The sequence below is a fragment of the Sulfuricaulis sp. genome, from assembly GCF_041499725.1.
Lineage (GTDB): Bacteria > Pseudomonadota > Gammaproteobacteria > Acidiferrobacterales > Sulfurifustaceae > Sulfuricaulis.
In genome coordinates this window covers 1-11,709 of record NZ_JBGQKW010000084.1, presented here as the reverse complement: position 1 = coordinate 11,709, position 11,709 = coordinate 1, and the positions used below count along the sequence as shown (strand labels likewise).

The window sequence follows — 11,709 nt, the reverse complement described above, 5'->3', positions numbered from 1 at the left end:
GAGCAGCGAGGCGCTAATTCCTGTTATTATTTCTGAACTTTACTTGGCGTTCTTGGCGGTTTAAAACATGAATGACTCCTGGCTCGATGCGGTGAAATGGAACAGCGACGGGCTGGTGCCCGCGATCGCGCAGGAGGCCGGCAGCGGCAAGGTGCTGACGCTCGCGTGGATGAACCGCGAAGCGCTGGCGGCGACGGCGCAGGAAGGCCGCGCGGTGTACTGGTCACGCTCGCGCCGGAAACTGTGGCGCAAGGGCGAGGAGTCAGGGCATGTGCAGGCAGTCAAGGACATCCGTCTCGACTGCGACAACGATGCGGTGCTGCTGGTGGTGGAACAGAAGGGCGGGATCGCCTGTCACACGGGACGCGAGCGCTGTTTCTATCAGCAGCTTCAGGGCGACCGGTGGGTGACGGTAGAACCCGTGATCAAGAGCGAACAGGAAATTTACGGCAAGAAATGACATGTCCGACGTGCTGAACAAGCTGGCCGCGGTGCTGGAGGCGCGCAAGGGCGCCGATCCGCAGAGTTCCTATGTCGCGGGACTGTACGCCAAGGGGCTCGACGCTGTCCTGAAAAAGATCGGCGAGGAAGCAACCGAGACGGTGCTCGCGGCGAAGAGCGGTGAGCGGGCGAAGATCGTGCATGAAACGGCGGATTTGTGGTTTCACACGCTGATCATGCTTGCGCAGACCGGGCTTAAGCCGGATGATATCCTGGCTGAGTTGGACCGCCGTTTTGGCGTGTCCGGGCTGGACGAGAAGGCCTCGCGCCAGGGACGTTAGCGAAGGTCATCCGCCGGACGCGAACGTCGGCCGGGTGGTTTTAACATCAGCACGAACGAATTTATTCTGGAGAGATTGCAATGGGTTCTTTCAGCATCTGGCACTGGCTTGTCGTACTGATCATCGTTCTGCTGATCTTCGGCACCAAAAAGTTGCGCAACATTGGCAGCGATCTGGGCGGCGCGATCAAGAGCTTCAAGGAGTCGATGAAGGAAGGCGCAGAGAGTCACGAGCCGGAATCCGGTAACGGCGCCGAACCCAAGAAAATCAAGGGCGAATCCGGGCGCGTCATCGACGCCGAGGTGACCTCCAAGGTCAAGAAGAAAAAAACCTAAGCCTGTTCACCACCAAGGACGCGCGCGATGTTCGACGTCGGTTTCTCGGAACTGGTGGTGATCGGCCTCATCGCACTGATCGTGCTGGGGCCGAAGCGTTTGCCGGAGGTGGCGCGGACGGCGGGCAAGTGGATGGGGCAATTGCGGCGCTTCATCAACAACGTCAAACAGGATCTCGACCGCGAAATTCATCAGGATGAACTGGCGGAGCTGCGCAAACTCCGGGAAGAACTCGATAGCACCCGGAACCTGATGCAGAGTACCTCGGGCGACCTCATCAAGGGATTCACGGAAACCGCCGCGGCTTCCGCGGCCCACACCATCCATTCGGACGAACCGCCGAAACTGACCGCCCTCGTGGACGCGGCGGCGTTTGCCCCGCCCGTAAAGCGCGCGCGCGCCAAATCAACAAAAAAATCCCGGCCTGGAAGGAAACATGGCGGAACGCGAAGAACCCGGCACCCCTGAAGGCAGCCTTATCTCCCATCTTCTCGAGCTGCGCGATCGCCTGCTCTACGCGGTGATCGCCATCGCCGTGGTGTTCGGGGCGCTGCTGCCGTTTACCAGCGACGTGTACACGCTCGTGGCCAAGCCGCTGATGAAGGTCCTGCCGGCCGGTGCGACCATGATCGCGACCGAAGTCGCCTCGCCGTTTCTCACGCCCATCAAACTCACGCTGGCGGTCGCCATCGTGATCACGATACCCGTCCTGTTGTACCAGCTGTGGGCGTTTGTCGCCCCCGGGCTGTATCGCCATGAACGGCGACTGGTGCTGCCGCTGCTCGTCTCGAGCACCCTGCTGTTCTACGGCGGCATGGCCTTCGCCTATTTCGTAGTGTTTCCCATGGCTTTCGGATTTTTCGTGCATGCCCTGCCGCCGGGCGTGACGATGATGACCGACATCCGCTCCTATCTCGATTTTGTGTTCTCCATGTTCTTCGCCTTCGGAATTTCCTTCGAAGTCCCGGTGGCGGTGGTGCTGCTGGCGCGCATGGGCGTGATCAATCCTGAAACGCTCGCCGGCAAGCGCCCCTACGTGATCCTGTGGGCGTTCATCGTGGCGGCGGTGCTCACGCCGCCGGATATTTTCTCGCAGTTCTTCCTCGCTATTCCCATGATTGTGCTTTTCGAGATTGGCCTGTTCGTCGCGCGCCGCCTGAAACGCGCCGCCGACGCCGCGGTGGACAGCGGAAGGCGCAATCTGACCGATGAAGAAATCGAGGCCGAGTTCAAGAAACACGATAAGGCTTTCACCGGCACAGACAAGGGCAGGGGCAGGAAAAAATAAGGCTCTGCGCGTTGTGACTTCCGCGCGACCTCTACTCGGTCAGCGCGGCCCGTGCCGGGCGTTCGATGGCCGTGGCCTCCAGCGTCAGCGATTTTCCGTTGCGCAGCACTTCCAGTTTCACGCGGCTTCCCGGTTTGCGGTTGGAAATCGCGATCAGCGCTTCGCGCGCCTCGGTGATTTTCTTGTCGTCGATCGCGACGATCACGTCCCCCGGTTGCATGCCCGCGCGGTGTGCCGGCCCGCCGCGCATCACGCCGACCACCACCACGCCTTGGGTGTCGTCGAGTTCGAGGGCGCGTGCGATCTGCGGCGTGATCGCCTGCGCCTCGACCCCGAGCCAGCCGCGAACCGGGCGGCCGTGTTGCAGAATTTCCTTCATCACGTCTTCGGCCAGGCTGGTGGGGATGGCGAAGCCGATTCCCTGGTAACCGCCGCTGCGGGAAAACATGGCGGTATTGATCCCGACGAGATTGCCCTCGGCGTCGACCAGCGCGCCGCCCGAGTTGCCGGGATTGATCGCGGCGTCGGTCTGGATGAAGTTCTCGAAGGTGTTGATGCCGAGCTTGTTGCGGCCGGTGGCGGAGACGATTCCCATCGTGACCGTCTGCCCGACGCCGAATGGATTGCCGATGGCCAGCACCACGTCGCCGACGCGCAGATTATCGGAATGGCCGAGCGTGATGACCGGTAGTTTCTTCAAGTCGATTTTTAGCACCGCCACATCCGTGTCCGGATCGCTGCCGACCAGCTTCGCCTGCGCCATACGGCCGTCTTGCAGCGAGACCTGGATTGCGTCGGCGCCCTGGATGACGTGATGGTTGGTGAGGATGAAACCCTGTTCGCTCATGATGACGCCGGAGCCGAGGCTGGTTTCGACGCGCTTGCGCGGCGTGATCAGATCGTCCGCGCCGCCGAAGAACTGGCGAAACACCGGATCGTCGAAGAACGGATGCGGCCGTACCGTCACGACCTTGGCGGTGTTGATGTTGACCACGGCGGATGAGGCCTTGTCCACGGCCGCGGCATAGGAAGACGGACCGTTCGCCGGGCGCTTCACCGCCACCGGCGCGGTCTGGCGGATTTCGACCGTCGGGACCTCGCGCCGGGCGATCTCCGGCCAGAAATAGGTCACGAGGAAGGCGATGGCCAGTCCGAGGACGATCGCCTGGGCTAGATAGGACAGGACAGGGCGCAGCCGCATATTCGACCCGAAAGCTGGATTGATGGGATGCCAATTCTATCGAAGAGTCGCCCCGCGTGCTGCGCCAAGGGCGACATGGCGGGCGGTGGGCGGATTTATGTGAAAAAAATTGCCTGCGCGACTTGATTTAAGCGCTTGACTCAGGCGAATCGTTATATAATCCTATGCGCCGTTTTTGTAGGCCATGATGGGTTCTTCTGAACAATTGCCTGATTCATTTCAGAAAATTGCGCCGCTACGCGTGATTTTTTTATTTTTTGCGCCTTAAAGATCGAGGGGGGTTACATGAGTGAAGAGGGTGTCAATCCGCGCCGACGGCGTTTACTGGTGATCACCAGCGGGTTAGGAATCGTTGGAGCGGCTTTTGCGGCCACCCCCTTTGTCCTCAGCATGATGCCCAGCGCCCGCGCCAAGGCGGCCGGCGCGCCGGTCGAGGTCGATATCAGCAAGATCGAGCCCGGCCAGTTGCTGACCGTGGAATGGCGCGGCAAACCGGTGTGGATCCTGCGCCGCACGCCGGAGATGCTAAAATCGCTTTCCGAAGACACGAAAGTCCTCGCTGATCCGAAATCCTCCGTGGTCGATCAGCAGCCAAGCTACGCGCAGAACGAGACACGTTCGCTCAAGCCCGAGTATCTCGTACTCGTCGGCATCTGCACCCATTTGGGTTGCTCGCCGGCCCAGCGTTTGGAGGCCGGCGCCGTTTCCGGCCTGGGTGATGAATGGCCCGGCGGGTTCTTCTGTCCGTGTCACGGCTCCAAGTTCGATTTGGCCGGACGGGTGTACAAGAACGTCCCGGCGCCGACCAATTTGCAGGTGCCCCCATACAGTTACCTGACCAACACACGCCTTATCATCGGTGTTGATCAGAAAGGAGCCGCGTGATGCAAAAGCTGCTGGCCTGGATCGATGACCGCATCCCGCTGACCAAGGTATGGGAAGAGCATCTGGCGAAATACTACGCGCCCAAGAATTTCAACTTCTGGTATTACTTTGGCTCGCTCGCGCTGCTGATGCTGGTGATGCAGATCGTCACCGGTATTTTCCTCACCATGCACTACAAGCCGGACACGGGACTGGCGTTCGCCTCGGTCGAGTACATCATGCGCGATGTGGACTGGGGCTGGCTGCTGCGCTACATGCATTCCGTCGGCGCCTCGTTCTTCTTCATCGTGGTGTATCTGCACATGTTCCGCGCACTGCTCTATGGGTCGCACCGCAATCCACGCGAGCTCATCTGGCTGGTCGGCATGGTGATATTCGTCGCGCTCATGGCCGAGGCGTTCATGGGCTATCTGCTGCCGTGGGGCAACATGTCCTACTGGGGCGCGCAGGTGATCCTCTCGCTGTTCGACGCGATTCCGCTGATCGGCCCGATACTCTCCGAGTGGATGCGCGGCGACTTCGTGGTGTCGGACGCGACCTTGAACCGCTTCTTCGCCTTCCACGTGATCGCGGTACCGCTCATCCTGGCGGCGCTGGTGTTCGTGCACATCGTGGCGCTGCACAAGGTCGGCTCGAACAACCCCGACGGCGTCGAGATCAAGAAAAAGAAAGGCCCGGACGGTATTCCGCTCGACGGCATTCCGTTTCATCCGTATTACACGGTGAAGGACATCGTCGGCGTGACGGTGTTTCTGATGCTGTTCTCGGCCGTCATCTTCTTCGCGCCGGAACTAGGCGGCTGGTTCCTCGAGCCCGACAACTTCATGCCGGCCAACATCCTGCACACGCCGCCGGAAATCGTGCCGCTGTGGTACTTCACGCCGTACTATTCGATCCTGCGCGCGAACACGTTCGCCTTCTTTGGGATTGAGGCCAAGCTTTGGGGCGTGATCTTCATGGGGCTCGCGATCGTGTTCTTCTTCTTCCTCCCCTGGCTGGACCGCTCCTCGGTCAAGTCGATCCGCTACCGCGGCTGGATATACAAGACGGCGTTGGCGATCTTCGTCGTCGCCTTCCTCACCCTGGGTTATCTTGGAACCCAACCGGCAGCGGGTCCGAACCTCATTATTGCGCAGATCTGCACGGTGCTCTATTTTGCATTCTTCGTCCTGATGCCGTTGTATACCAAAATTGACAAGACCAAGCCGGTTCCGGAAAGGGTGACGACGAAATGAAAAAGTTCCTGATCCTTCTTGTTCTGGCTGTCCTGCCGGCCGGAGCGTTCGCCAGTTCGGAACATGGCCCGAAGCTCGACCCCGTCAACATCGACCTCAGCGACACTGCCTCGCTGCAGCGCGGCGCGCGCATCTTCGTCAACTACTGCCTGTCCTGCCACAGCGCCTCGTACATGCGTTACAACCGCATGGGCCATGACCTCGGCATCAGCGAAGAACTGGTCAAGGAAAACCTCCTGTTCGCCGCGGACAAGGTGGGCGACCTCATGAAGGCGGTGATGCCGCAAGACGACGCCAAGCTGTGGTTCGGCGTGGCGCCGCCCGACTTGTCGCTGATCGCGCGGGCGCGCAAACCAGCCTGGGTGTACACCTATCTGCGCAGTTTCTACCGCGACCCCAAGTCGCCCTCCGGATGGAACAACGTCGTGTTCCCGCACGTGGCCATGCCGCACGTGCTCTACGAATGGCAGGGCGACCAGCGCGCCGCCTTCAAGAAAGACGCCCACGGTGTTGATGAATTCGAGGGTTTCGAGCTGGAGCGGCCCGGCAGCATGAGCGCGAAAGATTATGACGACGCCATGCGCGATCTGACCAATTTCCTGGTCTATCTCGGCGAGCCGGCCAAACTAGTCCGTTACCAGATCGGCCTGTACGTGTTAATCTTCCTTGCCGTATTCCTGGTATTTGCCTACCTGCTGAAGAAGGAATATTGGAAGGACGTACACTGATTATTGAAGCGCCATGCCTGGCAATCCGCTACGTTGGTTTCGGATAAATTGTCTTACCGACTCGATAATCGGGCAATCATAAGTGTTTTGTTATTGATCCGGCACGACAGCACCACGGCAAGCACACAGTGGCATTTTTTGTACCATCTGCGTTTCAAGAGTATTCGTGCCGGATCAATAACCGGGGCGATTCCCGGACGGCGGTAGCCGCTCTCCGGGTATGACATTGCATAACGGAGACAACGCGATGACGACGCCCGCGGCGCGCAAGCCAATCATGATGCTTTATTCGGGGATGAGCGATCCCTACAGCCACCGCACGCGCATTGTTCTCTTCGAGAAGGACATCGAGTGCCAGATCATCGAGATCGACCTCACGAAAAAACCGCGTGAACTGGGTGAGCTCAATCCCTACAATCAGGTGCCGACCATGGTCGACCGCGACCTGGTGCTGTACGAGTCGAACATCATCAACGAATATCTTGACGAGCGCCTGCCGCATCCGCCGCTGATGCCGGTGGACCCCGTCTCGCGCGCCCGCGCGCGCCTGATGCTGGTGCGCTTCGACCGCGACTGGTACACCCTGATTCACGACATCACCGGTGGCGACAAGAAGGCGGCCACGCGCGCGCGCCACGCGCTGCGCGACGGGCTCACGGTGATCTCGCCGATCTTCAAGGAACAGCCGTTTTCCCTCGGCGAGGAGTTCTCGCTGGTGGACTGCTCGCTCGCGCCGCTGCTGTGGCGCCTGGACCGCTGGGACGTCGAACTCCCGCGCCAGGCGAAACCCATCCTCGACTACGCCGAGCGCATCTTCGCGCGCAAATCCTTCAAGCTCTCGTTGACCGAAGCGGAGAAGGCGATGCGCGCGCGTCCCCGGTGAACCGCGCGCCCCGCGTCCCGACACTTCGCGCGCTGGTGACGGCGCATGACCCCACTTAAGCTTTACCTGATCCGCGCGGTTTACGACTGGGCGGTGGACAGCGGCTTCACGCCGCAGGTGCTGGTGGACGCCACCGCCGTGGGCGTGAAAGCTCCGCCGGCCTATGTCCAGGATGGCCGCATCGTGCTCAACATCCATCCGCGCGCGGTCGGCCATTTCGAATTCGCCGCCGAGGCCATTCGCTTCTCTGCCCGTTTCGGCGGACAGAGTCTTATGGTGGAGGCCCCGTACACCGCCGTGCTCGCCATCTACGCGCGCGAAAACAACCAGGGCATCACGTTCCCGGAAACGCCGGCCGGAGAACAGAAGGAATCCGGTCCCGAGGATAAACCGCCCGACGGCAAACCGCCGGGCAAGGGCCCGACGCTTCGCATTGTTAAATAACACGTACGTCGCGCATTTCGCGCCGCCGGTGTGGTGATGGTGTCGGGCGCCGCGTACTTGGGTTATGTTAGAGATAATCACCCATTCGGGAGACGGACAATGCGCGTTTTTATTCTACTTCTGATTCTTCCCGTGATATTCATGCCCTTGCCCGTGCGCGCGGCCGAGTCCAAAACCGGCGCCGGCGATGAAACACGGCCGGGAAACGTCGAACCGCAAAAGGATCAAAGCTCGTCTGACCCCGCCGAACGGCCAAAACGGGAGGCCGTGAAGATGTCACCGACCATCCGCGTGTCACCGCCGCGTCCGGACGAAAGCGGAAAAATGCGCCGGGTTGCGCCCGCCCGCGCCGACTCGCCGTTGCTGAATATGCCGGCGCCTAAAGACATGTCGCCGCCGCAGGGTGGCGAAACACCCGGCGGTCGCTGACAGCAAGCCTGTCGCACCATGATTCGCGTGATTCAGGCCGATATCACGACGCTCAAGGTGGACGCTATCGTCAACGCCGCGAATGAAATGCTGCTCGGTGGCGGTGGCGTGGACGGTGCGATACACCGCGCCGCCGGCCCGGAGTTGCTGGCGAAGTGCCGCACGCTCGACGGTTGTCCCACCGGCGAAGCGAAAATCACGCCCGGTTTCAAACTCCCCGCGAAGTGGGTGATCCACACGGTGGGGCCGGTTTGGCGCGGCGGGCAGCATCACGAACCGGCATTGTTGGCCAATTGTTACCGCCACTCACTGGAACTCGCGCATAAACACGGTATCAAGACCATCGCGTTTCCAGGCATCAGCATCGGTGTCTACGGCTATCCCAAGGACGAGGCCGCGAAGATCGCCGTGATGGTCATGAGGGAGTACGAGAATAAGTTCGACGAGGTCATCGCCTGCTGCTTCAGCACAGGAGATAAGGTGTTGTACGAAAAGCTGTTGATGTCCTGAAGCGTTTCTTTTCCGATTCCCGAACAAATCCCTATGTATACTAACCTGATCGCCAATTTGGACGACGGCAGCAAGTATCTCCAACTCCGCGGAATGTACGACTGGCTGCAGAATGTGCAATTGATAGCGGGAGTCAATCTGCCTTCCGGGAACAGAGGAACGGAATATGGCGGTGCGCCGGTGGCGGGCACTTCATCTTTTGCCTCCACGGGGAAGTTGGTGTATTTAAGAGGTGCGTATTACTTCTGACCCATACCGGCAATGGACAGAAACTTATACTGTTCCGGCGTGTCTTAGTAAAAAATTTACAACGCCACTATCGAAAGAGCTATGAAGGCGCACATGATGAAGAAATGAACCAGTCATGTTAATCGCATCCATCCTTGCGGCGCTGCTGGTCGTTCTAAGCACATTCACGCACTACGAAGTATTGCGCTTGCTGTCAGCCTACGTTCCCCGAATCCGGATACGGCCGCGGGCGAGGTTACTCGTGATTCTGTTTGCCACGTTCTCCGGCCACTTTCTGGAAATCAGTTTCTACGCATTGGCTTATTATTCTCTCAAGGATCACTTTGATCTCGGAAATTTCGGCGGCGATTTTGTCGACAATTTTGCGTCCTATCTTTATTTTTCCGCCGAGACTTATACCACCATCGGTCTGGGCGACATCTATCCGCTGGGTCCCCTGCGCCTGATTACAGGTATCGAGGCGTTGAACGGCCTGCTGCTCATCGGCTGGTCGGCGTCGTTTACCTATCTGGCCATGCAAAAATTCTGGGACTTCAGAGAGCGGGATTAGTGCGCAGGGGCCGCTTGACCGTATACTCGCTTCTTTATGCCGCAGACCGCAAAAGTGTTTCTGATTCTCGGTGGTATTAATGCCGCGCTGGTTGTGTTGCTTGGCGCGTTCGGGGCGCATGGGCTGAAGACAAGGATGACGGCGGAGATGCTGGCGGTGTATCAGACGGGGGTTCACTACCATCTGTTTCACGCGCTGGGGCTGCTGGCGGTGGGGCTGGTGGCGACGCAGATATCTGGCTCGGCTTATCTTCGGTGGTCCGGGTGGTTGATGCTGGTCGGCATCATTCTTTTTTCCGGCAGCCTTTACGTGTTGAGCATTAGCGGGCTGCGCTGGTTAGGGATGGTCACACCCTTCGGAGGAATATTATTTATTGTTGCGTGGATTCTGTTTGTGGTGGCGATTGTGAAGTTACCCTGATGCGCCTGACAAATTGTCAGCAGGCAAAACGATAATAGTTCCGTCATAGTCACAATTTTGTTGCGTGAAATTCCCCGCGTCCCGCCGCCGATAATTCTCTTTCTGCCGTGTATTTAGGTCATTTCTGACTGTCTCGGATTTTCTGGACTAGAATTAATTTAGAGCCGAAAGCCACTGGCAATTGGCGGTTCAAGCGGGATTCCGTGCTGGTGGTCCGGTCGGCGGATGCAAGGGATCGCTATGCAGGATGTCCTTAACATTTCCGGGCGTGCTAGCTTCGTGAGACGGTTCGTTCCCGTCTTCAGTCTCTCTTTTGGCATCATTATTATCTCGCTGTTGCTGGCGCTGGGTGCGATGGAGATATTGTCCGCTGCCCGCGGCTACGTGGTTGGCGAGGGTCTGTGGACCAAGGCCCAGCGCGATGCGGTCTACGCGCTCACACTGTACGCCCAGACGCACGAGCCGGCGTATTTCGAACGTTACCAGCAGGCTCTCTCGATACCGTTGAGCGATCATCGGGCACGGATCGAAATGGACAAGCCTGACTTCGATTACATCAAGGCCTACGCCGGATTGCTGGGGGGCGGCAACCACCCCGATGACGTTCCTGGCATGGTCCGCCTCTACCGTTGCTGTGCGGAATATTTCTACTTCAAGCGCGCAGTGTCTATATGGGAGGAAGGCGACGCTTACATCGCCCGGCTGCAAGGAGTGGGCGACGACCTGCATGCCGAAATCTCCTCCGCGGCGCCCTCCCGGAAACGCATCGAGGATATCCTCGAGCAGGTGCGCGCCGTCGACGTGGGCGTGAAGCCGCTGGAGGACACCTTTACCGTCACGCTCGGCGAGGTGGTGCGGTGGCTGAAGTCCACGCTGACGTGGGCCGTCTTCGGGATCGTTTCGATTCTGGTCGTGCTTGGCATTTACCTGACAGCGCGCGTCATGATCCGAATCCGGCGCGCCGAAGAAGACTACCGTCTTCTGGCCAACGCGATCGCGCACACCGCGGACGGCATCATGATCCTGGACGCCGGGCGACGCATCATCGCGGTCAATCACGCATTCACGACGATCACGGGTTACGCGCCCGAGGAGGTTGTCGGCCATCTATTCACCCGCCCGCAGACGCTGAAGATTCCCGGACCGACGCTTTATGCCATCTGGGCGGATGCGCGGACCGCGGGTCACTGGGAAGGCGAGGTTTGGAACGTGCGCAAGAACGGTGAACTGTATACCGTGCATCTGAGCCTGAGCGCCGTGCACGACGAGCGCCGCGGAAAGGCCAGCCACTACATCGCGGTGTTCAACGACATTTCGCCGCACAAGGTCCACGAGGAACGGCTCAAACACCTCGCGACCCACGATCCGCTGACGGGCCTGCCGAACCGGGCGGAGTTCGAGCGGTTTTGCCGCGAGGCGATGGCACGCGCGCGTCGTCACGGGCATCGGTTGGCGGTGTTGTATATCGACCTCGATAAATTCAAGCCCGTCAACGACACCTATGGACACGTAGCCGGCGACGAACTGCTTCGGGTACTCAGCGTTCGCTTGCAGCAAATGATGCGGGAGACGGATATCGTCGCCCGCATCGGAGGCGATGAATTCAGTGTTTTGCTCGCCGATCTCGACGATGTCTCGCGCAGCTATATCGTGGCGTGCAAGCTGCTCGACATGTTGTCGCAGCCGGTTGTGAGCCAGCACGGCACGCACACCGTCGGGGCCAGTATTGGCATCAGCGCCTATCCCGACGACGGCAACGATCCGCAGACG

17 protein-coding genes are annotated in these 11,709 nt (G+C 59.6%); 16 read left to right on the top strand and 1 reads right to left on the bottom strand.

Annotated features, from left to right (window positions below):
* Positions 1-67 precede the first annotated feature (67 nt).
* The 5 genes from hisI to tatC all read left to right on the top strand — a co-directional run bounded on the left by hisI (position 68) and on the right by tatC (position 2,405).
* A complete protein-coding gene (gene hisI / locus ACC569_RS12150; protein WP_372523798.1) occupies positions 68-460 on the top strand; it encodes a phosphoribosyl-AMP cyclohydrolase in 393 nt (130 codons plus the stop codon).
* 1 nt (position 461) lies between these two features.
* On the top strand, positions 462-782 hold the full coding sequence (locus tag ACC569_RS12145; RefSeq protein ID WP_372523797.1) for a phosphoribosyl-ATP diphosphatase: 321 nt from the start codon (positions 462-464) through the stop codon (positions 780-782).
* Between the two features lie 80 nt (positions 783-862).
* The gene (gene tatA / locus ACC569_RS12140) at positions 863-1,117 is read left to right on the top strand and encodes a Sec-independent protein translocase subunit TatA (protein ID WP_372523796.1); all 255 of its coding nucleotides are present in this window, start codon (positions 863-865) and stop codon (positions 1,115-1,117) included.
* Between the two features lie 27 nt (positions 1,118-1,144).
* The gene (gene tatB / locus ACC569_RS12135) at positions 1,145-1,585 is read left to right on the top strand and encodes a Sec-independent protein translocase protein TatB (RefSeq protein WP_372523795.1); all 441 of its coding nucleotides are present in this window, start codon (positions 1,145-1,147) and stop codon (positions 1,583-1,585) included.
* Positions 1,554-2,405, top strand: a complete 852-nt coding sequence (tatC, locus tag ACC569_RS12130; protein WP_372523794.1) for a twin-arginine translocase subunit TatC — start codon at positions 1,554-1,556, stop codon at positions 2,403-2,405. The genes tatB and tatC overlap by 32 nt, the downstream gene beginning before the upstream one ends.
* 31 nt (positions 2,406-2,436) lie before the next feature.
* On the opposite strand, the gene ACC569_RS12125 is transcribed toward tatC, so the two are convergent.
* Positions 2,437-3,600: a Do family serine endopeptidase gene (locus ACC569_RS12125; RefSeq protein ID WP_372523799.1), complete on the bottom strand. Its 1,164-nt coding sequence runs from the start codon at positions 3,598-3,600 to the stop codon at positions 2,437-2,439.
* Positions 3,601-3,891: 291 nt separating this feature from the next.
* Between ACC569_RS12125 and petA the strand changes: the two genes are divergently transcribed.
* From petA to ACC569_RS12070, 11 genes are all read left to right on the top strand, one after another.
* Positions 3,892-4,491: a ubiquinol-cytochrome c reductase iron-sulfur subunit gene (gene petA, locus ACC569_RS12120; RefSeq protein ID WP_372523793.1), complete on the top strand. Its 600-nt coding sequence runs from the start codon at positions 3,892-3,894 to the stop codon at positions 4,489-4,491.
* Entirely contained in the window at positions 4,491-5,726 is a 1,236-nt protein-coding gene (locus ACC569_RS12115) for a cytochrome bc complex cytochrome b subunit (RefSeq protein WP_372523792.1), read from the top strand. The genes petA and ACC569_RS12115 overlap by 1 nt, the downstream gene beginning before the upstream one ends.
* Positions 5,723-6,454, top strand: a complete 732-nt coding sequence (locus ACC569_RS12110; RefSeq protein WP_372523791.1) for a cytochrome c1 — start codon at positions 5,723-5,725, stop codon at positions 6,452-6,454. Before ACC569_RS12115 ends, ACC569_RS12110 begins: the two co-directional genes overlap by 4 nt.
* Before the next feature lie 247 nt (positions 6,455-6,701).
* The gene (locus ACC569_RS12105) at positions 6,702-7,337 is read left to right on the top strand and encodes a glutathione S-transferase N-terminal domain-containing protein (protein WP_372523790.1); all 636 of its coding nucleotides are present in this window, start codon (positions 6,702-6,704) and stop codon (positions 7,335-7,337) included.
* Between the two features lie 45 nt (positions 7,338-7,382).
* A complete protein-coding gene (locus tag ACC569_RS12100) occupies positions 7,383-7,781 on the top strand; it encodes a ClpXP protease specificity-enhancing factor (protein ID WP_372523789.1) in 399 nt (132 codons plus the stop codon).
* A gap of 99 nt (positions 7,782-7,880) precedes the next feature.
* A complete protein-coding gene (locus ACC569_RS12095; protein WP_372523788.1) occupies positions 7,881-8,210 on the top strand; it encodes a hypothetical protein in 330 nt (109 codons plus the stop codon).
* An 18-nt stretch (positions 8,211-8,228) separates the two neighbouring features.
* Positions 8,229-8,720, top strand: coding sequence for an O-acetyl-ADP-ribose deacetylase (locus ACC569_RS12090; protein WP_372523787.1), 492 nt, complete (start codon positions 8,229-8,231; stop codon positions 8,718-8,720).
* A gap of 33 nt (positions 8,721-8,753) precedes the next feature.
* A complete protein-coding gene (locus ACC569_RS12085) occupies positions 8,754-8,969 on the top strand; it encodes a hypothetical protein (RefSeq protein WP_372523786.1) in 216 nt (71 codons plus the stop codon).
* A 115-nt stretch (positions 8,970-9,084) separates the two neighbouring features.
* The gene (locus ACC569_RS12080) at positions 9,085-9,519 is read left to right on the top strand and encodes an ion channel (protein WP_372523785.1); all 435 of its coding nucleotides are present in this window, start codon (positions 9,085-9,087) and stop codon (positions 9,517-9,519) included.
* Positions 9,520-9,555: 36 nt separating this feature from the next.
* Positions 9,556-9,939: a DUF423 domain-containing protein gene (locus tag ACC569_RS12075; RefSeq protein WP_372523784.1), complete on the top strand. Its 384-nt coding sequence runs from the start codon at positions 9,556-9,558 to the stop codon at positions 9,937-9,939.
* 240 nt (positions 9,940-10,179) lie between these two features.
* A partial coding sequence (locus ACC569_RS12070) for a diguanylate cyclase domain-containing protein (protein WP_372523783.1) occupies positions 10,180-11,709 on the top strand: 1,530 nt, incomplete at its 3' end.

What these genes read in the sequence shown, in the direction of transcription:
- tatC (WP_372523794.1), top strand. Translation starts at nt 1,554, where the DNA reads ATGGCGGAACGCGAAGAACCCGGCACCCCTGAAGGCAGCCTTATCTCC.
- ACC569_RS12110 (WP_372523791.1), top strand. Translation starts at nt 5,723, where the DNA reads ATGAAAAAGTTCCTGATCCTTCTTGTTCTGGCTGTCCTGCCGGCCGGA.
- tatB (WP_372523795.1), top strand. Translation starts at nt 1,145, where the DNA reads ATGTTCGACGTCGGTTTCTCGGAACTGGTGGTGATCGGCCTCATCGCA.
- ACC569_RS12105 (WP_372523790.1), top strand. Translation starts at nt 6,702, where the DNA reads ATGACGACGCCCGCGGCGCGCAAGCCAATCATGATGCTTTATTCGGGG.
- ACC569_RS12100 (WP_372523789.1), top strand. Translation starts at nt 7,383, where the DNA reads ATGACCCCACTTAAGCTTTACCTGATCCGCGCGGTTTACGACTGGGCG.
- ACC569_RS12095 (WP_372523788.1), top strand. Translation starts at nt 7,881, where the DNA reads ATGCGCGTTTTTATTCTACTTCTGATTCTTCCCGTGATATTCATGCCC.
- tatA (WP_372523796.1), top strand. Translation starts at nt 863, where the DNA reads ATGGGTTCTTTCAGCATCTGGCACTGGCTTGTCGTACTGATCATCGTT.
- ACC569_RS12145 (WP_372523797.1), top strand. Translation starts at nt 462, where the DNA reads ATGTCCGACGTGCTGAACAAGCTGGCCGCGGTGCTGGAGGCGCGCAAG.
- hisI (WP_372523798.1), top strand. Translation starts at nt 68, where the DNA reads ATGAATGACTCCTGGCTCGATGCGGTGAAATGGAACAGCGACGGGCTG.
- petA (WP_372523793.1), top strand. Translation starts at nt 3,892, where the DNA reads ATGAGTGAAGAGGGTGTCAATCCGCGCCGACGGCGTTTACTGGTGATC.
- ACC569_RS12115 (WP_372523792.1), top strand. Translation starts at nt 4,491, where the DNA reads ATGCAAAAGCTGCTGGCCTGGATCGATGACCGCATCCCGCTGACCAAG.
- ACC569_RS12080 (WP_372523785.1), top strand. Translation starts at nt 9,085, where the DNA reads ATGTTAATCGCATCCATCCTTGCGGCGCTGCTGGTCGTTCTAAGCACA.
- ACC569_RS12085 (WP_372523786.1), top strand. Translation starts at nt 8,754, where the DNA reads ATGTATACTAACCTGATCGCCAATTTGGACGACGGCAGCAAGTATCTC.
- ACC569_RS12090 (WP_372523787.1), top strand. Translation starts at nt 8,229, where the DNA reads ATGATTCGCGTGATTCAGGCCGATATCACGACGCTCAAGGTGGACGCT.
- ACC569_RS12075 (WP_372523784.1), top strand. Translation starts at nt 9,556, where the DNA reads ATGCCGCAGACCGCAAAAGTGTTTCTGATTCTCGGTGGTATTAATGCC.